The organism is Cognatishimia sp. (genome assembly GCF_049116455.1).
Classification (GTDB): Bacteria; Pseudomonadota; Alphaproteobacteria; order Rhodobacterales; family Rhodobacteraceae; genus Cognatishimia.
The window spans coordinates 738,513-761,568 of the sequence record NZ_JAGDYW010000003.1 but is presented as its reverse complement, the minus strand read 5'-3'; the positions used below and the strand labels follow the sequence as shown (position 1 = coordinate 761,568).

Here is a 23,056-nt window from a genome sequence, read left to right as displayed (position 1 = left end):
GCGGGTGAATTGACGTGACCGCCGCTTGCCGGTGGATCACAGACTCCCAAACATGAAAATGCATCGGTTCGCGGCTCTGATAAAGGGCAATGCAATGTGCGCTAAGAAATTAACAGTTGGACTGTTTGGGTTTGGGGGCTTTGGCCGGTTGATTGCCGAGCATCTCGCCCCGCATGTAGAACTGCGTATACATGATCCGTATAAATCCGTATTGGGCGGTGTCAGCTTGGTTGAAGTTGCGCAGGCTGACGTGATTATCCTTGCGGTGCCGGTCAGCGAAATCCGCTCAATCTGCGAAGATATCGCCGAATTTTTACGCCCCGGTGCGGTGGTTGTTGATGTTGGGTCGGTTAAGATTGCCCCGATCGCTGACATGGTGGAATGTCTGCCTGATCATGTGCAAATCGTCGGAACTCACCCCTTGTTTGGCCCGCAAAGCGCGGCGGATGGCGTGGCTGGCCACAAGCTGTCGATCTGCCCGGTGCGAGGTGACGCTTGGCGAAGCATACGCGTGTTCCTGGCAAGACAACTCAAGCTGAAAGTGATTACCTGCCAGCCAGAAGACCACGACCGCGAAGCGGCGATGGTGCAGGGGCTGACGCATTTAATCGCTAAGGTGATGACCGATATGGGGCCGCTGCCGGAGCGGATGACCACAACCAGCTTCGACTTAATCGCGCGCGCGGTAGAAATGGTGAAAGATGATCCACCAACAGTGCTGCATGCCATCGAAAGTGCAAATCCGTTTGCGTCTGAAGTGAGGGAAAGTTTTTTTCAACGCGCTGACATATTAAGGGCGCAGTTTGATGGAACTGTGCCGACAGGACGCTTTTTTTCTCGGTAGGGTTGTAGTAGAAAAGTGTTGTTGTTGTGAAGCTTTCTTGGACCATGAGAAAGCGGTTGAGGAGAAATAGTTTTGAAACGTTCGATACGGAATATTACGGCCGTTGTTCTGGTGCCGGCCTTGCTTGCAGGATGTGGCGGTGAAAACTCTGTGGTGGGTATCGTTGGCGGTGGTGGCGGTTCTGGCGGAGGTGGCACAACGATAACCAATCACCCTGCTTTGGTTGCGTCATTTCTAACCACACTGGATTCTGTTCGAACGGCCGCGAACAACTTGATCACCACTGATGCGCGTTATCTTTTGCAAGACAGTTATTTCGATGTGAACGGAAGCGGGAGCTTCGATGCGGGCGATTTGGCAGCCAGCCCGATTAAACATGCTGGGATCCATTATGCCCACGCCGCAGGTTTGACAGGTGCGGGTGAAACCATTGCAGTTACAGACAGTGGGTTTCGTACTACGCACGAGGTTTTTGCTGGGAAGAATGTGACTGTGGGTGCTGGCGTTTCCGCTACAGATCACGGCACAACCGTAGCGTCAATTGCCGCTGGTAGTTCCTCTACGATGATTGGTGTCGCGCCCGGTGCAGATTTGATTTTAGGAGATTGGGGCATCGCCAATCGGACCGCTACAGCGAACGCTGCTGCCGCAGCCGGCGCTGTCGCGTACAACAACTCTTGGGGATACGTTGGATCATCTGCAACGACTACAGATTATAATGCTCTGTTCTCCAGCACTGCTGGAACTGATTATCTGAACGCGCTTAAAAACTATGCGCAGGATGGGATCGTCCTATTTGCAATTGATAATGATGAAACGATCACAAACGTCGGCTTGATGGCAGGCTTGCCTATTCTTGAACCAGATCTGGAAGAAAGCTGGATTGCTGTAGTGAACGGCGTCCCGGTAATGGTTGGTGACGATATAACCTCTGCAACCCGGTTATCTGGAGCGTGTCTGGACGCAGCTGCATGGTGTTTGGCAGCCGATGGGACATGGGCTGGTGCTGACTCTACTTCTGACAACAGCTATTCTCGCGGAACCGGCTCATCTTTTGCATCGCCAACGATCGCAGGTTCTTTGGCCCTTTTGGCTGAAGCCTTCCCAACATTGACGCATAAAGAACTGCGTATTCGTTTGTTGGCATCAGCCGACAATGATTTTGCTGGATTTACAACGGCAGGTTCTGTCGAGCTGGTACCTGGGTTTGAGCACGACTACAGCACTGAATGGGGACATGGGTTCTTGGATGTCGCAGCGGCCCTTTTGCCGATTGGACAAACAACAATGACCATGGGCAGTGGTGCTGTCGTGAGCCCAGATCAACCCTTGGTCGTCACCGGTGGCGCGAGCGGGGATGCCGTATCTCGGGCGTTGCGTGGTGTGAAACTTTTAAGTCGCGATCAACTGGCTGGTGAGTTCACTGTCGACGGCGGCGCGATGGTCGTAGATGCACCGAACAATCCTCTGTTTACAAACAATGACGTTACACGCTTTTCGCAGGTTCAGGATGCAACCTTCGGTTCTTCTGCCTTCTTCGGTGAAGGGCAGACCATTCCGACACAGTGGGGCGATAATGATCTGAGCATTGCATTCTACCAGCGCAGTGAAGTTGGAAATGACTCTTTCGGGATCGGCGCCAGCCGTCGCTTTGACCTTGATGGGGCGACTTTGGAGATCAGCACAGCCCTAGGCGATGACACAAAAGGTCTTTTGTCTGATTGGAATGGCGGCACACAGTCTTCGATTGTGTCGGCGGGAATGGCCTTGTCTGCTGATCTCAGCAACGCGTCAGCGATTTCTTTCGAAGTCGGCTATGCCGCGGGACGTGAAGATTCTGGTTTAGGTACTTCGGCAGCGGTTCTGATGAATTCAGCAGCTGTATCGTTTACTCGTACAAATACCTTTGCACGCAATGATCGGTTTAACGTGTCTTTGTCGATGCCTGCGGCTGTGACGCGGGGGTCGACCTCACTGTCTTTGCCAGTGCAATCTGACGATGGGTTGATGACATTTCAGGATGTCGCAATCGATTTGGCACCTGAACAACGCGAGTTGCGCCTGGCTTTGACCTACGAGCGCCCGATTTCTCGGACCGCATCCTTGGGGCTTTCCATCGCGCATGCGCATAACCATGGAAACATTGCAGGCAACAAACAGACAGGTCTGCTGTTTAGCTATACAAAGCAGTTCTAAGGCGAAGACATTGCAAGAAAAAACCCAGCCATTTGGCTGGGTTTTTTTATTTAGGATGTTGTCACGATTACCGGCGACGGTCACGCCGTGAAGACATTGGCTGGAAAGCCACGCCTACATGGGCTTCACAGTATGGCTTACCCGCTTGTACCGGCAGGCCGCAGAACCAGAAGTGCTCGGTCGCTGGATCGCCTACTGGCCATTTGCAGGTACGTTCTGTCAGTTCCATCAAAGTCAGCTTCTTCGCCTTCTTCTCAACTTCATTCACCTTCGCCAGCGCTTCTGGGCTGATTTCATTTGCAGACGGCTGAGGTGGCAGAGGTTGGCCCGCAGGGATGATTGCCTTGCGGTTTGGAGCACCGGCTGGGCGCGGCGGCACAGCAGGCTCGGTTTTCATCTCGGGCATTGGCTTGGCCGCTTTAGGCTCTGTCTTGGGCTTTGGTGCCGGCGCCTTCTTTGGCTTGGCTTCTGCCTTAGGTTTGGCATCCGCTTTTGCGCCGCCAGACCCAGCCCTGTTGGACAGGCCAAGGCGGTGGACCTTACCGATCACCGCATTGCGGGTCACGCCGCCCAGTTCCTTTGCGATCTGGCTAGCGGATTGGCCTTCGCCCCACATTTTTTTCAGGATCTCTACGCGGTCGTCAGTCCAGGACATGCCTAATTCCTTACAAAAAAAGCGGTGCCCCGGTTGGACCAGGGTCCGCTTTTAAAATTCTCGGTCAGACACCTATTTTAGTCGCCCCACGGCCAGTTACAAGGCATTGATTCGTCTTGCAGCGCATCCCTGGTACCAATTTTTGCCGAATCCTCGAGTGCCTCATTGAAAACTTGGCAAAAAACATCGTGTTTCCCTAGGTTTGAGGGGCATTGGTGAAAGTGATTCTTATTTATGATTTCTATGATGAAATGGCAGATTTGCTTGTTGGCGGCATTGCTCTTGAGCCCACCGGTACAGGCCGGTGAAATTGCAATAACTTTGGGTGATCTCCCGTACGCGCAGCCCTCACAAACCACGCCGGAGGCTGGGCTGTTGTATGTCACAGAGATCAATCAGGCCTTGGCTAAACATCAGATCACAGCCACGGGTTTTGTGGTCGGGCAACAAATCAATCGAAGGTCTCGCAAAGCTCTGCAGGCTTTTGTGGATGCAGGTCACTCTATTGGAAATCATACCTGGTCGCATCCTGACTACGGAACTCTAACAAGCGCCGAGTTTCGCAAAGAGGTCAGTCGTACTGATCGGGTATTGCAGAGGGTCGCAGGGAAGGTCGATTACTTTCGGTTCCCTTATTTACGCGAAGGTGAAAGCCAAACATCAAAACGCCTCGCAGAAGAGATCTTGGCAGAATTTAACTATAGCAATGTGCCCGCCACGATCGACAATGATGAATGGAAGTTTAACGCTGAATATGTTGCAGCGTTAAGCAGCGGGGATGTGCAAATAGCCGAACAAGTTGCTGAAAGTTACTTTGCGTATATGAAGGCCCAAACGCTGCACTTTGATCAAATGGCGAAGTCTCACTTCGGGCGCGAGGTCAAACACATCTTGTTGCTTCATATGAACAGGATCAATGCCGATCATCTTGCGACGTTGCTTGATTGGTATGCTGAAAATGATTGGCAGTTCATAACAGTTGATCAGGCTTTGAAGGACCCGCTTTTTACGGCGCCTGATCTTTATATTGGGCCCAAAGGGCTGTCACAGATCGAGCGGGTGATCGGACATAAAATCGATTGAGACTGCGGTTTATGTAACCGCGCGCCGTTTGGTTTCTCTCCATGCCAGAACTGCCGCTGACAGCAAGATCAATGCGCTGCCAAGGAAGGATGTGCTATCGGGGATCACCCCAAAAATTACGCCATCGTAAAGCGCGGCAAACACTAATGTTGTGTAAAAGAAGGGGGCTACAAAGCTCGCATCCCCTAGGCGAACCGCATTCACGAAACAGCTTTGCGCCGCTGCCATCAACAGGCCCACACCGGTCAAAGCCGCCCATTGTAGTGGGTTGGGCCAAATCCAGACCATAGACGCAGCAGCAGTCGAAATCACGAGCCCGATGAGGTTGTTAATCCAAAGGATCTGCAATGGCCCTTCAAGGTTGGTCAATTTTTTGATGACGGTGACTTCGATGCCTAACAGCAAGGCGCCTGCTAATGCCACGAGGGCGCCAAATTCCAACACGCCTGATGTCGGCCGCATCAAAATGATCGCGCCTGTGATAGCGATCGCTGCGGACAACCAGCGCCAGGGGCCAACTTTTTCGCCTAAAAACGGGATGGCAAAAAGCATCCCAAACACGGGGTTTAAAAAGCTGATCGCGGTTGCGTCACTCAGCGGGATAAAAGCAGCAGCGGCAAACATCAGTGTAACGCCGCCCCATCCTAACGTTGAACGTAGAACATGGGTCCCAAAGGCTGGCCTGCTGAACTTGGGGCGTAGGATAGCAACGGCTGTTGATATGGCCACGAAGGCAAATAGGAACCGCCCTTGGCTGACTTGTAGTGCGTGCAGCGGTGTTCCTAGCGCATCCGTACCAAGCGCCTTGGCCAATAAAGTTGTCCCCGCCACAAAAGAAGATGCGAGGATCGTAAGCGCTGCGGCCAGGATTGGTTTTTGTTGCACCTTGGTCATAGCGTTTCGTTATGAGGTTTTCGCAGCCCCCACAAGCCTTGGGTGAGCGGCTAAGTGAAAGCGCAGGCGAACAGATGAAAGAAAAGACTTCTCAAACTCAAGTCCGCGTCCTATAGAGCGCTCATGATGATGAAAACAAGCCATACGCGAGTCCGACGATTCCGACGCTAACCCTCAACCCTCTGTCTTGCGACAAGGTCTGAGCAACATCATCTTGCGATTTTCTAATCGTATCTTTGCAAAATATGCGCAAATGCGCCGCAATCCCAAGTTCTCTCATTGACACCATAGCCCAGCTATTGCACGCCGTTATTTCTTCGCGCTTGCAGGCCAAGGGCTTCACTACAAGGATCGGACCATGATTTCTTCTGTTCTGCCGACATATAATCGGGCACCACTTAACTTCGTCAAAGGCGAAGGCAGCTGGGTTACTGAAGCAGATGGCCGACGTTTTCTGGACCTCGGCGCTGGTATTGCTGTGAACGTGTTGGGTCATGCGAACCCGGCGCTGGTGGACGCGTTGACCACGCAGGCGAACGCCATCTGGCATGTGTCTAACCTTTATGAAATTCCGGAGCAGCAGGCGTTGGCTGACAAACTGGTCGATGCGAGTTTCGCTGACACAGTGTTCTTCACCAATTCTGGTACCGAAAGCTGCGAGTTGGCTGTGAAAATGGCGCGCAAGTATTGGTATGAAAAGGGCCAGCCCGAAAAGACCGATATCATTGGGTTTGAGGGCGCTTTCCACGGGCGTAGCTCTGCGGGTATCGCAGCGGCCGGCTCTGAGAAGATGACCAAGGGCTTTGGACCACTGTTGCCAGGCTTTGCACAAGTCGCATGGGGTGATCTTGAGGCTTTGAAAGCGGCCATCACAGAAACCACCGGGTCAATCATTCTTGAGCCGGTACAGGGCGAGGGTGGTATCCGCCCAATGGACGACGCAGATCTGCGCGCTGTGCGGGACATCTGTGATGACGCGGGCGTCTTACTGATCCTGGATGAGGTACAATGCGGCGTCGCGCGGACAGGCAAGCTTTTTGCTCATGAATGGGCAGGAATTTCGCCTGACATCATGATGGTCGCTAAAGGCATCGGCGGAGGGTTTCCTTTGGGTGCAGTTCTAGCGACTGAAGAGGCCGCAAGCGGCATGGTCGCGGGCACTCACGGGTCGACTTACGGTGGTAATCCATTGGCCTGTGCGGTCGGTAATGCCGTGATGGATATTGTGGCTGATCCTGACTTTTTGGATGATGTGAACCGCAAATCTGGTCTCTTGCGTCAAAAGCTCGAAGGTCTGGTTGCCGCGCATCCAGAGATTTTTGAAGCTGTGCGTGGATCTGGCTTGATGATCGGTTTGAAATGCAAGGCTGATATGGGGGCCGTTTTGCAGGCGGCTTATGACGCTGACCTGATCACCATCCCTGCCGCAGATAATGTGATCCGCCTTTTGCCGGCTTTGAACATCACCGATGCAGACATTGACGAAGCGCTCGTGCGGCTGACCAAAGCCGCACAGACCGTCGAAAAGACACTCTAAAGGATAAGCAAGATGAACCACTTTCTGGATATTCACAAAACTGATCCGGCGGATTTGCGGGCGATTATCGACAATGCGAAAGCCATGAAAACGGCGCGGGCGGGTCTGTCCAAGGGCACTCTTGATGCTGACCGGCCGCTTGAGAACCAAATGGTTGCGCTGATATTTGAAAAGCCCTCTACACGGACGCGTGTCTCTTTTGACGTTGGTGTCCGTCAGATGGGTGGTCAGACCATGGTGCTGTCCGGCAAAGAGATGCAGCTGGGCCATGGTGAAACAATCGCGGATACCGCGCGTGTACTGAGCCGTTACGTGGACCTGATCATGATCCGCACCTTTGAAGAGCAAACCCTGCTGGAACTGGCGGAATACGCCGATGTGCCGGTGATCAACGGTTTGACCGATCGCACGCACCCGTGTCAGATCATGGCGGATATTTTGACCTTTGAAGAGCACAACGGTCCGATCAAAGGCAAAAAGGTTGTTTGGTCTGGCGACGGCAATAACGTCTTTGCAAGCTTTGCCCATGCTGCTGGTCAATTTGGGTTTGATTTGACGTTTACTGGTCCGCAAACCCTTGATCCAGAACAAGAGTTCATCGATCTTGCGCGTTCCAAGGGCAGCAAGATTGAGATCGAGCGCGATCCGATCAAAGCGGTTGAAGGGGCTGATCTGGTTGTAACCGACACCTGGGTGTCTATGCATGATCCGCAATCAGCTCGGGAGCGTCGTCACAATCAGCTGCGTCCTTATCAGGTGAACGAAGGGCTGATGTCGCATGCTAAGTCTGATGCGTTGTTTATGCACTGTCTGCCAGCGCACCGCGACGAAGAGGCGACGAATGCGGTTATGGATGGTCCACGCTCTGTGATCTTTGATGAAGCAGAAAACCGGTTGCACGCCCAAAAGGCAGTTATGCGCTGGTGCTTGGGTAAGTAAACGATTGCTTCACCTGCCGGGGCTCTGCTCGTCGTCATTGGTCGCTCGGGCCAATGGCGCAACCTACAGCGACTCTTAAGCAAGAAGAAATTGGAAGCAGCGCTTTAGGAGCGCCGTTTTGCTTTTAATGTGGGGTCGGCTTTTGTGGGGTCTTCGGGCCAGGGATGTTTTGGATAGCGCCCACGCATATCTTTGCGCACATCGGCATAACTGCTGGCCCAAAACCCAGGAATATCCATTGTGGTTTGCACCGGGCGCTGAGCAGGGGAGAGCAATGTTACTTTAAGGGGTGAATTGCCGACCATTGGATGGCTCTTTTGGCCGAACATTTCCTGTAGGCGAAGCGTGATCTCTGGATGTTCACCTGCGTAATCGATGGGGATCTGGCGGTTCAAAGGCGTGGTGAAATGCGCTGGGGCTATCTGGTCCAAAAGCTGCATCTGTGGCCAGTCGAGCATAGCGCGCAGGGCATCCAAAATGTCGAATTTTTTCCATTGGGCTGCGGTCTTGACCCCAGAGATATGCGGCAGCAGCCAGTTATCCAGATCTGCAAGAAGTGCAGTATCGGTCATGACAGGCAGGTCGTGGCCTGCTTCGCGCGTAAGCTCTACCCGAGCGATAAACCGTTGTGCCGCGGGGCTTGGACGAAGCCCAAGGTCTTTCACACCCTCAAGCATGGCCTGCGCGATGGCATCATCAGGAGCGTCTCTCCAGAGACGGTCATCCAAAGCCACGGCTCCGAACATCTCTTGCTGACGCAGAAGAACGCGCCCGTCGCGTTTGGACCATACGCATGTTTTTTGCCATGAGATCTGATCAGCAAAGAGCGAACGGAGTTCGGTTTCGGAGATCGCAACGGCTTGGCGAATGCGCGCTTCGCGCGGGTTGCCATCTAGATCTGTAGCCACAATCAAGCGTTCAGATGCCATCGGGTCACTGTCTTCAAGTATGGCGCCTTTGCCTCCGGATAGCACGTAACGTGCCGCATCGCCCTTGCGTCGCAACCCGATGCGGTCCGGATAGGCAAGGGCGGCCATTTCAGCGAGCGAAAGGTCAGCGTCCGCAGGTGAAAGCCGTGCAAGGCGTTTGATTTCATCGCGGATGGTATGCAGAGCGCCGCGATTGACTTGGTAGGGGCGTGCCTGTTCAAAACGTTTAAGATCTGAAATGGCCTCTGCGCGTAAGCTCAGATCCACGGGAGCGGACCGCGCAAGTGGATCCCGTGCCGCTAGAAGTGCCGCAAGGGGCGCGGCTTTGCGTCCGGCAATTTCAAGCATATGGGCGAGGCGGGGGTGCAGAGGCATGCGCGCAACGCTTTTGCCATGTTCGGTGATACGCATACCGTCGTCAAGAATGCCAAGCATCTGCAGCAGGCTTTGCGCCTCAGAGAAGGTGCCCGTCGGTGGTTGCGTGAGGAAGGGCAAATCATTTGGCGTAGCGCCCCATGTGGCCAATTCTAAGGCGAGCCCAGCTAAATCGGCTGCCTCGATTTCTGCGGGTGGGAAGGCCGCCAGCCCACCTTCTTCACCTTTGGTCCATAGCCTGTAGCAAATACCCTCGGCGACCCGTCCAGCGCGGCCTTCGCGTTGTGTGGCTTCGGCTTTGGTTACTCTCTCTGTCACCAGACGCGACATGCCCGATCCTGGGTCAAACCGCGCGCGTCTGGCCCGGCCAGCATCGACTACGACTCTGACATCTTGAATGGTCAGCGAAGTTTCTGCGATTGAGGTCGCAAGCACCACTTTCCGTCCGGTCTCTGCGGGCTGGATTGCGGCGCGTTGGGCTTTGAAGTCCATGGCACCAAACAAAGTATGCACGTGGCATTCGTCGGGCAGCTTTAGCCTTTGTACAGTGCGCCGTATCTCTCCCTCGCCGGGCAAGAAGACGAGCACACCACCCGTTGTTTCAGAAACAGCCTTTTCGATCAGTCGAGTGGTGGCATCTTCAAGCCGGTCTTCTTTGCGCATGGGCTTGTCGAGCCAGCGTGTTTCGACCGAATAACTGCGGCCCGCCGACGTGATCATAGGCGCTTGATCCATCAGGGCCGCGACTGGTCCTGCATCGAGCGTTGCAGACATCACCAAGATCATCAAATCCTCGCGTAGAGCCCCGGCTATTTCGAGACAAAGAGCCAGGCCGAGATCTGCATTCAGCGATCTTTCATGGAATTCATCAAAGATGACGGCTCCAATTCCTGACAATTCCGGATCGGATTGGATCATCCGCGTCAGAATGCCTTCGGTGACAACTTCGACTTTGGTCGTTTTTGAGGTCTTGGACTCACCTCGCACCCGGTAGCCGACGCTTTGCCCCACAGTTTCGCCCAATGTTTGCGCCATACGTTCAGCGGCGGCCCGGGCCGCCAGACGGCGCGGCTCGAGCATCACAATTTTACCCGAGACAAACCCAGCGTCACGAAGAGCTAGAGGTACGACAGTGGTTTTGCCAGCACCTGGTGGAGCCTGCAGAACAGCGCGGCCGCGGGCTTTCATTGCGGCGATCAACTCTGGCAAGGCTTCGTGAATGGGCAGTTGGGTCATACTGCCTTATCTCGAATGCGCTGCCACGGGTAAAGCGGGAAACCAAGCCGCATGAAGCTGCGAATGCTACGAAACCCAGCGTCAATGGCGCGCAGGGGTCGTTTGGCAATAGCTACGGGGTGGACATCGGGTGCGGGTGCGGGGCATGAACTTGAGCCAGAAGCAATACTAACTCAGGGTCGTAGCATGGACATCGCAGAGCTGCGTGACAGGATTTTAAAGCAAGACCGCCGGGCTTTGGCGCGCGCCATTACTTTGGTTGAAAGTGGTCGTGCGGACCACCGTGCACGGGCGGCTGAGCTGTTGGAAGCTCTGCGAGGCGCGGGGCGTCAGGCCTTGCGTATCGGACTGTCAGGCACGCCCGGGGTTGGCAAATCCACCTTTATCGAAAGCTTTGGTATGTTTTTAACCGCCCAAGGCAAACGTGTGGCCGTGCTAGCAGTTGATCCATCATCTGCACGCTCTGGTGGGTCCATTCTGGGGGATAAAACCCGCATGGAGCGCCTGTCGCGGGATAAGAACGCCTTTATCCGCCCATCTCCAAGTCAGACCCACTTAGGGGGCGTTGCACGGCGCACGCGCGAAGCTGTAGCGCTGTGTGAGGCGGCTGGCTTTGATGTGGTGCTGATCGAAACCGTTGGCGTGGGGCAAAGCGAAACCGTTGTGGCCGAGATGTCAGATCTGTTCTTGCTGTTGTTGGCCCCGGCTGGGGGTGATGAATTGCAGGGCGTGAAACGCGGCATCATGGAAATGGCCGACCTGATCCTTGTGAATAAGGCGGATGGGGATTTGAAAACCACCGCGATGCGCACCTGCGCTGACTATTCCGGTGCGCTACGCTTGCTGCGTAAACGCCCGCAGGATCCGCAAGGCTTCCCCACAGCGATGACGGTCTCGGCCTTGGAAGAGCAGGGGTTGAGCGATGCGTGGGATCAAATGAACACGCTTACGGATTGGCGTCGCGACAATGGGCATTGGGACGGCCGGCGGCAATCTCAGGCGCAATTCTGGTTCCACGAGGAAGTGAAACAAGGCGTGCTTGCGCAGCTGGAAACAGGTGATGCAAAGGCGAAAATTGCAGAGCTGGCGGCCCAAGTTGCAGCGCAGGCGATCACGCCTTCTGCGGCGGCGGATCATGTCTTAAGTGCGCTGGATATTCGAAAGAAGTAGTTCACGAGGTGGGGTGTGAGGGAAAATGAGTTTTCCTCGGTCCCAGTGGCATTTCATTGACGTGAATCACTTGACGCCACCCGATTTCAGGCCTAAAGACGCCCAACGAATTTCTGGGTACTGCCAGTGGCGGTGCCTTTTTGCTTTATCGGGGCGCATTCCCCGTAGACCGTAAAACGAGGATGATCCTATGTCGCGCCGTTGCGAACTGACCGGAAAAGGCCCGATGACTGGCAACAATGTCAGCCACGCCAACAACAAAACAAAGCGTCGCTTCCTGCCGAACCTGAACGACGTGACACTGCAATCCGAAACTTTGGGTCGCGGCGTTAAACTGCGTATCTCTGCTTCTGCATTGCGCTCTGTCGATCACCGCGGTGGTCTGGACGCGTTCTTGGCAAAAGCGAAGAACGAAGAGCTGTCAACGAACGCTCTGAAAGTTAAAAAAGAAATCGCGAAAGCACAGGCGGAACAAGCCTAAGCACGTCGTAAAGAAACGCGTTTCTTTCTCACTGGACAGTGAAGCATGCCCCGCCTGATATCAGGCGGGGCTGTTGCGTTTTGTCGCTTTCCATTGGCAAGAGCCGCGGCCTATATAAGGTGCGATGACTCGGCTGCGCCTTCATATCAGCGTTTTTCTGATCGCTTTGATGACCCTGACGGGTCAGAGTATGGCAATGGCGCGTGGCATGCCTGTCAGCGTTGGCACGATGGAGCTTTGCTCTGGTCAGCACACCGTCATTATTGCGGTAGACGCCAACGGAGAGCCGACGCTACCACAGCATCATTGTCTGGATTGCACATTGATGGCTCTGGCGTTGCCGGTTGCTGACCCACGGCCAGTGATATTGGACCTGGCCTATTTCAGTCTGTCTGTTCCGTCAGAGGCATCTGAAGCCTCTGTTCAAAGGGTTTTGCGCCTGAATGCGCGTGCGCCCCCTGCGTTTATTTGAACACAATCAACACCCTTAAAACATTACGAAAATTCGGAGAAAGCTATGTCTTTCAAATCAATCGCCATGGCCGCTGTGGCCACAATTGCATTCACAACACCTGTCTTGGCGGAAAGCCAAATCATGATCAAAGATGCCTATGCTCGGGTGGCATCTAAGGCGGCGAAGACCGGTGCAGCCTTTCTAGAAATTCACAATATGGGTGATACAGACGATCGCCTGATCTCTGTCAGTACTGACATCGCAGTCAAAAATGAGCTGCACACCCATAAAGACATGGGTGATGGCGTTATGAAGATGATGCATGTCGAAGAGGGTTTTGTGATCCCAGCAGGCGGTTCGCACGTTCTTGCGCGCGGGGGTGATCACCTGATGTTTATGGGGTTGAACAAACGGCTGGAACACGGTGACGAAGTAAACGCCATTCTGGTGTTTGAACAAGCCGGTGAAGTCGCTTTGACCTTTCCTGTCGACCTAGAGCGCAAGGCGATGCACGGCGGTCATGGCGATCACAAAATGGATCACGATAAACATGACGACAAGGCGGATGACGATCACGATCATCATTAATTGACAAGGCCGGGGAAACCCGGCCTTTTTCTTTAGAGATCTAAATATTGCAAACCCGAGAGGCCTTATGAAAGTTCTGTTTGTCTGTCTTGGAAACATCTGTCGCAGCCCGTCCGCAGAGGGTGTCTTTCGTCAAATGACAGCTGCCGAAACGGACAGTGCAGGCACTGCAGGCTGGCATGTGGGCAAGCCCCCTTATGGGCCAATGCAAGAGGCTGCAGCGCGTCGTGGATATGATTTCAGTGATCTGCGTGCACGGCAATTTACACAAAGTGATTTCGAACGGTTCGATCTGATTATCGGTATGGATGTCTCAAATCTGAACGACATCGAAGCGCTGCGCCCTAGCGGTAACGCGACCCGTGTGAAATGCTTCACTGATTATGCACCACACACTGGGATGAGTGAGGTTCCAGACCCTTATTACACACGTGATTTTGATGGGGCGCTTGATTTGATCGAAAGCTGCGCGGCTGGGTTGAAGGCTGAAATCGGCTAGGCCAATTTCATTTTTTCAAATATAGGCGTTTTTGATTTAGAATAGGGTCACCCCATGCTTGCCTGAAGGTGATGGTTTTGCCCCAATGGGCAAATCAACGGAGCGCGCGCATGCAGACCTGCAGAATTCTGAAAGCTTTAGCTTGGCAACAGCTTGAACTCGCCATTCAAGAACGGTTGGCTTCGCACGGCAGGTTTGATGATTTTATCCTGCAGCATCGTTCTGAAAGATTGTGCCAAATCGCTTGGGACGGAATCTGCAAAATCCGGGCTGGCCAACAAAGAAATGCGACGGGAAAATTGAGCAAAGGGCAGGGGATGTGCGGTGATCTGGTCATGGAACCGCACAGCGCGCATGTATCCAAGCGGTGTTGTGATCGCCCATCCAATGCCTCGCGACACGCAGGCCATCAGCGCCAAGTTGCTGCCAATTTCGAACCGTTCCGGAAACTCGAGTTTCAGTCGCGCCAAATGGGCGTCGATCTGACGCGAAATCAGTTGTTCGCGCTCGTAGCGCACAAATGGCAGATCACTCATCACTTTGATCACATCGGCCCCTTTGGGCGCAATGGCCGTGGGCGTAACCAAGATAAATGGGTCGCGGATAAGAGGGTATTCCATCGCGTAATCAATGACTTCACCAGATGTCGCGGTGATGCCCATATGCAATCGTCGATCCCGCATCAAATCAGCAATATCGTTGCTGCTTGCGGTGATCATTTTGAACCGGCACTTGGACAGGCTTTCAGCCAAAGTGGTCACCAATCGCGGGGTCATATCGTTGTCAAAGTCATCGATAATGCCCATCGACATTTTACTGATGTGAGACAAGTCCATCACGGTCAGCTCGGATTGCGCCAGGCGCAGTTCAGACAGCATCGATTGGGTACGGCCCAGAAACGATCGGCCCGCCGTTGTCAGCTGCATAGGGCGTTTCCCATGATCCACCAGAGGGGTGCCAAGTGCCGTTTCAAGGTTGCGGATTTGCTGGCTGACAGCCGGCTGGCTCAGCCCGGTTGTATCAGCCGCCTGTGCGACAGATCCACTCGCTGCCAAGGCCTCAAACACCTCAAGACCACGCAGAGTTACGCCTTTGGTCAGCATTTCCGATCTCCCGCTAGATTTACCTTTTGTGAAACTAGATCGGCGTTCGGTCAAACAAAATATTCAATTCAATCTCGACAGGAGGCCGCGTGATGGCACGTCAGTATCTGAAAAAAGCAAAGGGTCTTCCGCCACAGGATAAAGCCCAAACCGGTGAGATTGTCAGCGAAATGCTGCGCGAAATCCAATCTGGAGGTGAAGATCGCGTGGCACAATATGCGCGGGATCTAGATGGTTGGGCTGATGACATTGTAGTGTCCAAAGACGCCTTGCAGGCTGCAGGATATCGTCTTTCTGAGCAGATGAAGGATGATATTCGATATGCACATGACAATATCCGTAACTTTGCAGAAGCCCAGCGAGATTCTATTTCCAACTTTGAAACAGAGCTGCGTCCCGGACTGCTAACAGGTCAACGTGTGATCCCGATGCAAGCCGCGGGGTGCTATGTTCCCGGAGGGCGCTATTCACACGTGGCCAGCGCGTTGATGTCAATAACAACTGCGAAGGTCGCAGGCGTGACTGATATCACGGCGTGTTCACCTCCTAAACCGGGGGAAGGGGTGCCCGATTCCATTCTGTTTGCCATGGATCTGGCGGGTGCAGATCGCGTATTGGCCTTGGGCGGTGTTCAGGGCGTCGCTGCAATGGCGCAAGGTTTATTTGGTGCGTTGCCTGCAGATATTTTGGTGGGGCCTGGCAACCACTTTGTCGCCGAAGCCAAACGCCAGTTGTTTGGGCCTGTTGGCATCGACATGTTTGCTGGCCCGACGGATAGTTTGATTTTAGCGGATGAAACCGCAGATGCCGAAATGGTGGCTTGGGATTTAATTGGTCAGGCAGAGCACGGGTTTAATTCGCCGGTTTGGTTGGCGACAACACATGCGCCCTTGGCCGAGGCCGTATTGGAACGTATTCCCCGCTTAATCGAAGAGCTACCAGAACCCAACAAAAGCAGCGCAAAAGAAGCCTGGTCCGCTCTCGGAGAAGTAATGCTGTGCGACACTCGTGAAGAGGTCGCTCAGGTGGCTGATGACTATGCGCCAGAGCATCTGCATGTACAGGCGGCGGATTTGGATTGGTGGCTTGGTCGGTTGAAGGCCTATGGCTCATTGTTTTTGGGGCAAGAAACCACCGTTCCATTTGGCGATAAAGCCAGTGGGCCAAACCATGTTTTACCGACTAGCCGCGCAGCACGGTATACGGGGGGGCTATCGGTGCATAAGTTCCTAAAAACAGTGACATGGCAGCGAGTTAGCACGGAAGCTCTGCCAGACCTCGCACGTGTTTCAGCCTCAATTTCGCGCCTTGAGGGCATGGAAGGCCATGCCCGCAGCGCCGAAATCCGTCTGGAAAAGCTGTTTTAGCTTCTTTGGCTGCACACAGATGCTGCCGTTTGTCCGTAGTCCTTATAGCGCAGCCAGAATTTTTCATGGCTGCGTCGATCTGACTGGCGCATGACTTGTGCTTTATGTGGGTCTTTGAAAAAGCTGGCTGCCAGTTTTTGATCTGTCCGCGACAATTCTGAATTTGCCACACTCTGCAGGCATCTGCACATGCTCCGGGTGGCTGCTTTGCGATCAGATTTGTTGCAAGCAGAAGAAATCGGGCCGGCGTCTACGCTGATTGCACTGACAGATAGACATGTCATCGCAAGGATGGCGGCGCTGAATAAAAGTTTCACGTCTTGCCTCTTTGGTTTGCCTCAGGGGGTCGCCCGAACTTTGCGATCGCGGCTTTTCTTTTTGGTATTATGCCTAATTTTTCTGAAAATACAAAGTAGGGTTCAAGCGATTGTGACGGGCTTGGCAATTCTGAGCCGGTGGTGAGGGGGGCGATAGAATGTGCGGATATGGTTCGCACGGCCTGATTGCATCCTAGGCGCAAATAGTATCCACAACACATGCGCCCAAGTAGGATGCAACCAGAACCGGCTTTGACTGACGAAATTCAATTTGGGCGCGGACCCAAAGTATCGCATCAGCTCCCCTCACATCCGCAGAATGAGAGATATTGGTAAAGAAAGCCTTAAGATTTCCCAACTTGATGGTTTCATAAATTTCTTGGCGTTCAGGCCAGCGTGGCGCTAGGCTGGTGAAAAACAAGGAGGATTGCCCATATGCCAACGATCAGAAAAGGTGAAGCCCGTCAAACCGTGATCACAACCTTCGAGGTCACGCCGGGCACCTGTCAGGATCTGGTGGATGAGCTTACGGCGGCATATCGGGATTTTATCTCGAACCAATCGGGGTTTGTGGCTGCTGGCCTGCACGTGAATGACGCGCAAACACGAATCGCTAATTATTCCCAATGGGAAAACCGAGATCATTTTCTTGCGATGTTGCGCTCTAAGGAAATGCGCGATCGGAACCGAAAAATCAGTGCACTTTGCAAGACTTTTGAGCCTGTGATGTACGACGTGCAAGAAACCTTTTAGCGATTTAGGTGACGGGCAGCAGAGGGGGCTGGCCATGTATAAGAACATTTTGGTGCCGTTGTCTTTTAACGAAAAGCAGCGGGTGGAATGCGTGATGCAGGCCGCGTCAACCTTGGCCTGCGAAGATGCTGTTGTCACTTTGCTGCATGTCATGAGCCCAGTGCCTGGCTATGCAAGTTCTTACTTTCCGGATGGTTACAAAGACGAAGCGCGCGCTGCCATTGAAGCGTTATTGGAAGAATTGGCGCATGATCTTCCCTCTGCAAAGGGCGTTGTTGCGGAGGGAAAACCTGGCAATGCAATTGTCACATGGATCCGAGAGCATGATATTGATTGTGTTGTGATGTCTTCGCATCGTCCTGGTCCGCATGAGTTTAACCTTGGCAGCACAGCGGCACAGGTTGTGCGCCATGTGCGGTGCGCGGTTCACGTTGCGCGATAACGCTACTCTAATTCAGTTGAATGATGACAACCGTTGCAACAGCAATGATGGGCAAGGCCGCGATGCCTATGGCGAAGGGTTGCATGTTAAAGTTGCGGGCCAAACGTAGGGCTGGCACGAAGCATAAAATGATTGCGGTGACACAAAGGAACAGGAAGCTTTCCATAGATTGAGATGGCAGCTTGTCGTCGGGTCCAAGATAAGCAACCCCCATATAAGTCACCCAAGCAATTAGCTGAGCTGCGATCATCAGATGAACTGCAAGACGCATCACAAGCCTTTCCTTATGAGCTTTGGACTTACCCGCGTTAGCGTGAGGCCCTGAACCATTGAATCAAAGTTAACATATAATACCCAGAGAGCATGATGTGTAGAAATGCTGTCGATTGCCAACGTAAATTGAGATAAAGCCGATCAGTGGATGAATTCTTTTATTTATTCACATAATGTTTGAATTTTGCAGTTGAAATTAGATGTTCTGTGGATAAATCGAAATAATTGCTGTCTATGTGACAGATCTCGCTTGTGGATAACTTCAATAGACGACGGCATCGCGCGGTAGGGAGACTGCGCAGAGCATCGTTGATGCTCGCACTCAACCCGGTACTTTAGAATTCAGATTGCCGTTGTAATTGAGGTGGTTGCGGTACGGGCCTAACGTCCTTTGCGGCGCTGAACATTGCCTCCACGTTGGCCTGGCCGTCCTGCGGTCGAACGCCCTCTAGATTTCACGGCTTGATCAGCTGCGGCATCAATTGCGGACTGCCGCGCTAGCGGATCGTCCGCGATGGCAAGATCAACGGCCTCTAGTCGTTTCACCTCGTCCCGCAGTCGTGCGGCTTCTTCGAATTCAAGGTTTTCTGCAGCCTTACGCATCTCTTCTTTGAGACCTGCAAGATGGGCTTCCAAGTTGGCACCATGCATCGGCTTGTCGATGGTTGCGGTGACGCGCGACATATCGGTGTCGCCTTTGTAGAGGCCTGCCAGAACATCCTCGACATTCTTTTTCACTGTTGATGGAGTGATGCCGTGTTCAATGTTGTAGGCCATTTGCTTTTCACGACGGCGGCCTGTTTCTCTCAATGCACGTTCCATGCTGCCGGTCATTTTGTCGGCATACATGATCACGCGGCCCTCGGCGTTTCGCGCTGCGCGACCAATGGTCTGAACCAGCGACGTTTCAGATCTGAGGAAGCCTTCTTTATCTGCATCCAAAATTGCGACGAGGCCACATTCTGGGATATCCAAGCCTTCGCGCAAAAGGTTGATCCCTATCAAAACGTCAAATGCCCCAAGCCGAAGATCGCGTAGAATTTCAATCCGCTCCAGCGTATCGATGTCGCTGTGCATATAGCGCACTTTGATACCCTGTTCGTGTAGGTATTCCGTCAGGTCCTCGGCCATGCGCTTGGTCAAAGTGGTGACCAAAGTCCTAAATCCATCAGCTGAAACCTTGCGGATTTCATCTAGTAGATCATCAACCTGCATCTCCACAGGGCGGATTTCCACCTCTGGGTCCAAAAGGCCGGTTGGACGGATCACTTGTTCCGTAAAGACACCACCGGATTGCTCCATTTCCCAAGATGCCGGGGTGGCTGATACAAAAATCGACTGCGGGCGCATTGCGTCCCATTCTTCGAATTTCAGCGGACGGTTGTCCATGCAAGACGGCAGACGGAACCCGTGTTCCGCCAGCGTGAACTTACGTCGATGGTCACCTTTATACATCCCGCCGATTTGCGGCACGGATACGTGGCTCTCATCTGCAAAGACGATCGCATTATCGGGGATGAACTCAAATAGGGTGGGGGGCGGTTCACCCGGCGCGCGACCAGTCAAGTAGCGCGAGTAGTTCTCGATCCCGTTGCAGAACCCCTGCGCTTCGATCATTTCAATGTCAAAATTGGTCCTTTGCTCAAGCCGTTGGGCTTCCAATAGTTTGCCTTCAGATACCAACTGGTCCAAACGAAGCTTCAGCTCGTTTTTTATATTGATGACGGCTTGGTTCAGCGTTGGTTTGGGTGTCACATAGTGCGAGTTCGCATAGACACGGATTTTTTCAAAATCATCGGTTTTCTCACCTGTTAATGGGTCAAATTCGGTAATACTTTCAAGCTCTTCCCCAAAAAAAGAAAGCCGCCAAGCGCGGTCTTCTAAGTGGGCTGGGAAAATCTCAAGGCTGTCGCCACGCACTCGGAAAGAACCGCGCTGAAACGCCTGATCGTTGCGCCGATATTGTTGCGCAACGAGATCGGCCATTACCTGACGCTGATCATAGTCTTTGCCTACATGCAGGTCCTGCGTCATCGCTGAATAAGTCTCGACAGAACCAATACCGTAGATGCAACTGACCGAAGCCACGATGATCACGTCATCGCGTTCCAGCAATGACCGCGTCGCAGAGTGGCGCATACGGTCGATCTGTTCGTTAATTTGGCTTTCTTTTTCAATATAAGTATCAGACCGCGCGACATAGGCTTCTGGCTGGTAATAATCATAGAAAGATACAAAGTACTCGACGGAGTTTTCCGGAAAGAAACCTTTGAATTCGCCGTACAACTGCGCTGCTAAGGTCTTGTTCGGGGCCAGAATAATCGCCGGGCGCTGTGTCTCTTCGATGACCTTCGCCATTGTGAAGGTTTTACCAGTCCCGGTCGCTCCCAGCAGTACCTGGTCTCTCTCGCCGTCTGAAATCCCCCCGCTGAGTTCTTTGATCGCGGTCGGCTGGTCACCGGCAGGATCAAAGTCGGTATGCATAATAAACCGCTTACCACCTTCTAGCTTTTCGCGTCGGTGGGGCACGGTTTGCATCATCGGCATCGATTGATTGGGTTCAGCGCTGCTCATTGAGATTCCTTTGCTGCCCTAAATTTGTACCGAAATCCTGGGAGTGCAAGGCCCTCGATTAAGACGGAGGGGAATTCAAAGGGATTACTGCCAGTTTTTGTCATTGCGGGATCAGAAATCACTCTGAGACGGAATGTCGCAGACTGCATCAATTTAAAGCAATTCAAGAGGGTATAGGCTTACCTTAGGTAAGGCTTTGAAATTATGGTTATTATTATGTTTTGAGTTTTCGCTGCGATTTATATCTGAGAACGCATTGATGTTGTAATAAATGCAAATATTTAACCCGTTTCGCGCACAATTCTTGCAAAGGACGGTTGCCAATCTTTCCTGACCGTTAGTATAGTTTTTTGGCAAGCAGCGCTTGGTTGCTGGGTGGGCCACACATACCCCTCGCTCCCCGTGGACCGTTTGGCAACCAAGGCGTTTGTTTGAGACAAATGAAAAACCCCCGCGAAAGTCGCGGGGGTTTTCATTTAATCGCCTTCTTTTAGCGGCACATAAAGCTCGCCGCCTTCGCGGAATTTGGCAGCCATGGCCTCCATGCCTTCTTTCTGAGCTTCTGCACGGATGTCATGCGAAATCCGCATCGAGCAGAATTTCGGGCCACACATTGAACAGAAGTGCGCGACCTTATGGGCCTCTTTTGGCAGGGTCTGATCGTGGTATTCACGCGCTGTATCCGGGTCGAGCGACAGATTGAACTGATCTTCCCAACGGAATTCAAACCTCGCACGAGACAGTGCGTCATCCCGACGTTGTGCACCTGGCAATCCTTTGGCCAAGTCGGCTGCGTGGGCTGCGATTTTGTAGGTGATCACACCGACCTTAACGTCGTCCCGATCTGGCAGCCCTAGGTGTTCTTTAGGCGTCACATAGCAAAGCATCGCACAGCCGAACCAACCGATCATGGCAGCACCGATACCGGAGGTGATGTGATCATACCCCGGAGCGATATCCGTCGTCAGCGGCCCAAGCGTATAGAAAGGCGCTTCGTGGCAGCATTCAAGCTGCTTATCCATGTTCTCTTTGATTTTATGCATGGCCACGTGACCCGGGCCTTCGATCATTACCTGACAGCCTTTGTCCCAAGCGATTTTCGTCAATTCACCCAACGTTTCCAATTCAGCAAATTGCGCTTCGTCATTGGCATCGGCAATCGACCCCGGACGCAGACCATCCCCTAGTGAAAACGACACATCATATTGGCGGCAGATGTCGGCGATTTCGTCGAAATGCTCATAAAGGAAGCTTTCCTTGTGATGATGCAGGCACCACTTAGCCATGATCGAGCCACCACGAGACACGATGCCAGTCACGCGCGTTGCGGTCATAGGCACCATATGCAGGCGCACACCGGCGTGGATGGTGAAGTAATCGACACCTTGTTCAGCCTGCTCGATCAGCGTATCGCGGAACACTTCCCAAGTCAGGTCTTCGGCAATACCATTCACCTTTTCCAAGGCTTGGTAGATCGGCACAGTCCCAATTGGCACCGGGGAGTTGCGGATGATCCATTCGCGGGTGTTGTGAATATTACGCCCGGTGGACAGGTCCATCACGGTGTCTGCGCCCCAACGGATGGACCAAACCAGCTTGTCGACTTCTTCTTCCATGGAAGAGGTCACCGCAGAGGTCCCCATATTGGCATTGATTTTCACAAGGAAATTTCGACCGATGATCATCGGTTCAATTTCAGGGTGGTTGATATTAGCGGGGATGATCGCGCGACCTGCTGCGATTTCATCGCGTACAAATTCAGGTGTTACGTAGTCAGGGATATTGGCGCCAAAATCATTGCCGTCGCGGTGACACGGAGACAGCTCGCGCAGCTGGTTTTCGCGGATCGCGACGAATTCCATCTCGGGTGTAACGATGCCACGCCGCGCGTATTCATATTGCGTGACAGCTTTGCCGTCCTTGGCGCGCAAGGGGTTACGAATATTCGGAAATTCTGCGACCAAACGTTCACCTTCGACAAAGCCATTGTCCTCTGGTTTCACATCGCGGCCGGTGTATTCTTCGACGTCACCGCGCGCTTTGATCCAGTCTTCGCGCAGGGCTGGCAGACCTTGGCGGATATCAGTCAGCACGTCAGGATCTGTATAGGGACCAGAGCTGTCATAGACCGGCAGCGGCGCCTCGCCTGCCGTTGGATGTGTTGAAATCTCACGCATGGGCACGCGGATGTCTGGGAATTGCTCTCCGCTAACATAGATTTTCCGGGAAGCGGGTAGGGCGCCCGTGGTGATCTTTGGATTTGGGACGTTCATTGCTGTCTCCTCCTATTCATCAATGGCGACCAGATGAGAATTGGGTGGGAGGCAAAGGGGCGAACCCCTTGATC

At 53.2% G+C, this 23,056-nt stretch carries 21 protein-coding genes; 13 read left to right on the top strand and 8 right to left on the bottom strand.

Annotated elements, in window-relative coordinates:
* The first annotated feature begins 94 nt into the window (after positions 1-94).
* A complete protein-coding gene (locus JXQ85_RS08740) occupies positions 95-844 on the top strand; it encodes a prephenate dehydrogenase/arogenate dehydrogenase family protein (RefSeq protein ID WP_421748513.1) in 750 nt (249 codons plus the stop codon).
* Positions 845-916: 72 nt separating this feature from the next.
* Positions 917-3,040: a S8 family peptidase gene (locus JXQ85_RS08735; RefSeq protein ID WP_421748512.1), complete on the top strand. Its 2,124-nt coding sequence runs from the start codon at positions 917-919 to the stop codon at positions 3,038-3,040.
* A gap of 67 nt (positions 3,041-3,107) precedes the next feature.
* Here JXQ85_RS08735 and JXQ85_RS08730 read toward each other — a convergent pair whose 3' ends face one another.
* Positions 3,108-3,695, bottom strand: a complete 588-nt coding sequence (locus JXQ85_RS08730; RefSeq protein WP_421748511.1) for a GcrA family cell cycle regulator — start codon at positions 3,693-3,695, stop codon at positions 3,108-3,110.
* A 246-nt stretch (positions 3,696-3,941) separates the two neighbouring features.
* Between JXQ85_RS08730 and JXQ85_RS08725 the strand changes: the two genes are divergently transcribed.
* Positions 3,942-4,778, top strand: a complete 837-nt coding sequence (locus JXQ85_RS08725) for a polysaccharide deacetylase family protein (protein WP_421748510.1) — start codon at positions 3,942-3,944, stop codon at positions 4,776-4,778.
* A 9-nt stretch (positions 4,779-4,787) separates the two neighbouring features.
* Here JXQ85_RS08725 and JXQ85_RS08720 read toward each other — a convergent pair whose 3' ends face one another.
* Positions 4,788-5,672, bottom strand: a complete 885-nt coding sequence (locus tag JXQ85_RS08720; protein ID WP_421748509.1) for a DMT family transporter — start codon at positions 5,670-5,672, stop codon at positions 4,788-4,790.
* 358 nt (positions 5,673-6,030) lie between these two features.
* Between JXQ85_RS08720 and JXQ85_RS08715 the strand changes: the two genes are divergently transcribed.
* Positions 6,031-7,209 carry an aspartate aminotransferase family protein gene (locus JXQ85_RS08715; protein ID WP_421748508.1) on the top strand — a complete coding sequence of 393 codons (1,179 nt, stop codon included), beginning with the start codon at positions 6,031-6,033 and terminating at the stop codon, positions 7,207-7,209.
* Positions 7,210-7,221: 12 nt separating this feature from the next.
* Positions 7,222-8,148: an ornithine carbamoyltransferase gene (gene argF / locus JXQ85_RS08710; protein ID WP_421748507.1), complete on the top strand. Its 927-nt coding sequence runs from the start codon at positions 7,222-7,224 to the stop codon at positions 8,146-8,148.
* 104 nt (positions 8,149-8,252) lie between these two features.
* Here argF and hrpB read toward each other — a convergent pair whose 3' ends face one another.
* Positions 8,253-10,688: an ATP-dependent helicase HrpB gene (gene hrpB / locus JXQ85_RS08705; protein WP_421748506.1), complete on the bottom strand. Its 2,436-nt coding sequence runs from the start codon at positions 10,686-10,688 to the stop codon at positions 8,253-8,255.
* A 186-nt stretch (positions 10,689-10,874) separates the two neighbouring features.
* On the opposite strand from hrpB, the gene meaB reads away from it, so the two are divergent.
* From meaB to JXQ85_RS08680, 5 genes are all read left to right on the top strand, one after another.
* Entirely contained in the window at positions 10,875-11,858 is a 984-nt protein-coding gene (meaB, locus tag JXQ85_RS08700; RefSeq protein ID WP_421749043.1) for a methylmalonyl Co-A mutase-associated GTPase MeaB, read from the top strand.
* A 190-nt stretch (positions 11,859-12,048) separates the two neighbouring features.
* Entirely contained in the window at positions 12,049-12,339 is a 291-nt protein-coding gene (gene rpmB / locus JXQ85_RS08695) for a 50S ribosomal protein L28 (RefSeq protein ID WP_421748505.1), read from the top strand.
* A gap of 124 nt (positions 12,340-12,463) precedes the next feature.
* Positions 12,464-12,811 carry a hypothetical protein gene (locus JXQ85_RS08690; RefSeq protein ID WP_421748504.1) on the top strand — a complete coding sequence of 116 codons (348 nt, stop codon included), beginning with the start codon at positions 12,464-12,466 and terminating at the stop codon, positions 12,809-12,811.
* A gap of 45 nt (positions 12,812-12,856) precedes the next feature.
* Positions 12,857-13,381 (top strand): copper chaperone PCu(A)C, encoded by a 525-nt coding sequence (locus JXQ85_RS08685; RefSeq protein ID WP_421748503.1) that lies wholly within the window; start codon positions 12,857-12,859, stop codon positions 13,379-13,381.
* Between the two features lie 67 nt (positions 13,382-13,448).
* Entirely contained in the window at positions 13,449-13,880 is a 432-nt protein-coding gene (locus JXQ85_RS08680; RefSeq protein ID WP_421748502.1) for a low molecular weight protein-tyrosine-phosphatase, read from the top strand.
* Positions 13,881-14,017: 137 nt separating this feature from the next.
* On the opposite strand, the gene JXQ85_RS08675 is transcribed toward JXQ85_RS08680, so the two are convergent.
* Positions 14,018-14,983, bottom strand: a complete 966-nt coding sequence (locus JXQ85_RS08675) for a LysR family transcriptional regulator (protein ID WP_421748501.1) — start codon at positions 14,981-14,983, stop codon at positions 14,018-14,020.
* A gap of 92 nt (positions 14,984-15,075) precedes the next feature.
* On the opposite strand from JXQ85_RS08675, the gene hisD reads away from it, so the two are divergent.
* Entirely contained in the window at positions 15,076-16,350 is a 1,275-nt protein-coding gene (gene hisD, locus JXQ85_RS08670) for a histidinol dehydrogenase (protein WP_421748500.1), read from the top strand.
* Here hisD and JXQ85_RS08665 read toward each other — a convergent pair.
* Positions 16,347-16,667: a hypothetical protein gene (locus tag JXQ85_RS08665; protein WP_421748499.1), complete on the bottom strand. Its 321-nt coding sequence runs from the start codon at positions 16,665-16,667 to the stop codon at positions 16,347-16,349. The two genes, hisD and JXQ85_RS08665, sit on opposite strands and share 4 nt — an antisense overlap.
* Before the next feature lie 435 nt (positions 16,668-17,102).
* Between JXQ85_RS08665 and JXQ85_RS08660 the strand changes: the two genes are divergently transcribed.
* Both JXQ85_RS08660 and JXQ85_RS08655 read left to right on the top strand, forming a co-directional pair.
* Positions 17,103-17,420 (top strand): antibiotic biosynthesis monooxygenase family protein, encoded by a 318-nt coding sequence (locus JXQ85_RS08660; protein ID WP_421748498.1) that lies wholly within the window; start codon positions 17,103-17,105, stop codon positions 17,418-17,420.
* A 34-nt stretch (positions 17,421-17,454) separates the two neighbouring features.
* Positions 17,455-17,862, top strand: coding sequence for a universal stress protein (locus JXQ85_RS08655; RefSeq protein WP_421748497.1), 408 nt, complete (start codon positions 17,455-17,457; stop codon positions 17,860-17,862).
* A 7-nt stretch (positions 17,863-17,869) separates the two neighbouring features.
* Here the strand turns inward: JXQ85_RS08655 and JXQ85_RS08650 are convergent, their stop codons facing one another.
* The 3 genes from JXQ85_RS08650 to thiC form a co-directional block, all read right to left on the bottom strand.
* A complete protein-coding gene (locus JXQ85_RS08650; RefSeq protein WP_421748496.1) occupies positions 17,870-18,133 on the bottom strand; it encodes a hypothetical protein in 264 nt (87 codons plus the stop codon).
* 383 nt (positions 18,134-18,516) lie between these two features.
* A complete protein-coding gene (gene uvrB, locus JXQ85_RS08645) occupies positions 18,517-20,709 on the bottom strand; it encodes an excinuclease ABC subunit UvrB (protein WP_421748495.1) in 2,193 nt (730 codons plus the stop codon).
* Positions 20,710-21,185: 476 nt separating this feature from the next.
* A complete protein-coding gene (gene thiC, locus JXQ85_RS08640; RefSeq protein ID WP_421748494.1) occupies positions 21,186-22,982 on the bottom strand; it encodes a phosphomethylpyrimidine synthase ThiC in 1,797 nt (598 codons plus the stop codon).
* Between the last annotated feature and the right edge of the window lie 74 nt (positions 22,983-23,056).

Excerpts from the sequence above, each read along its gene's own strand:
- JXQ85_RS08725 (WP_421748510.1), top strand. The coding sequence starts at position 3,942 with ATGAAATGGCAGATTTGCTTGTTGGCGGCATTGCTCTTGAGCCCACCG.
- JXQ85_RS08650 (WP_421748496.1), bottom strand. The coding sequence starts at position 18,133 with ATGCGTCTTGCAGTTCATCTGATGATCGCAGCTCAGCTAATTGCTTGG.
- argF (WP_421748507.1), top strand. The coding sequence starts at position 7,222 with ATGAACCACTTTCTGGATATTCACAAAACTGATCCGGCGGATTTGCGG.
- JXQ85_RS08680 (WP_421748502.1), top strand. The coding sequence starts at position 13,449 with ATGAAAGTTCTGTTTGTCTGTCTTGGAAACATCTGTCGCAGCCCGTCC.
- JXQ85_RS08730 (WP_421748511.1), bottom strand. The coding sequence starts at position 3,695 with ATGTCCTGGACTGACGACCGCGTAGAGATCCTGAAAAAAATGTGGGGC.
- JXQ85_RS08685 (WP_421748503.1), top strand. The coding sequence starts at position 12,857 with ATGTCTTTCAAATCAATCGCCATGGCCGCTGTGGCCACAATTGCATTC.
- rpmB (WP_421748505.1), top strand. The coding sequence starts at position 12,049 with ATGTCGCGCCGTTGCGAACTGACCGGAAAAGGCCCGATGACTGGCAAC.
- JXQ85_RS08740 (WP_421748513.1), top strand. The coding sequence starts at position 95 with ATGTGCGCTAAGAAATTAACAGTTGGACTGTTTGGGTTTGGGGGCTTT.
- JXQ85_RS08660 (WP_421748498.1), top strand. The coding sequence starts at position 17,103 with ATGCCAACGATCAGAAAAGGTGAAGCCCGTCAAACCGTGATCACAACC.
- JXQ85_RS08655 (WP_421748497.1), top strand. The coding sequence starts at position 17,455 with ATGTATAAGAACATTTTGGTGCCGTTGTCTTTTAACGAAAAGCAGCGG.
- hrpB (WP_421748506.1), bottom strand. The coding sequence starts at position 10,688 with ATGACCCAACTGCCCATTCACGAAGCCTTGCCAGAGTTGATCGCCGCA.
- JXQ85_RS08690 (WP_421748504.1), top strand. The coding sequence starts at position 12,464 with ATGACTCGGCTGCGCCTTCATATCAGCGTTTTTCTGATCGCTTTGATG.
- uvrB (WP_421748495.1), bottom strand. The coding sequence starts at position 20,709 with ATGAGCAGCGCTGAACCCAATCAATCGATGCCGATGATGCAAACCGTG.
- JXQ85_RS08715 (WP_421748508.1), top strand. The coding sequence starts at position 6,031 with ATGATTTCTTCTGTTCTGCCGACATATAATCGGGCACCACTTAACTTC.
- hisD (WP_421748500.1), top strand. The coding sequence starts at position 15,076 with ATGGCACGTCAGTATCTGAAAAAAGCAAAGGGTCTTCCGCCACAGGAT.
- meaB (WP_421749043.1), top strand. The coding sequence starts at position 10,875 with ATGGACATCGCAGAGCTGCGTGACAGGATTTTAAAGCAAGACCGCCGG.
- JXQ85_RS08675 (WP_421748501.1), bottom strand. The coding sequence starts at position 14,983 with ATGCTGACCAAAGGCGTAACTCTGCGTGGTCTTGAGGTGTTTGAGGCC.
- thiC (WP_421748494.1), bottom strand. The coding sequence starts at position 22,982 with ATGAACGTCCCAAATCCAAAGATCACCACGGGCGCCCTACCCGCTTCC.
- JXQ85_RS08720 (WP_421748509.1), bottom strand. The coding sequence starts at position 5,672 with ATGACCAAGGTGCAACAAAAACCAATCCTGGCCGCAGCGCTTACGATC.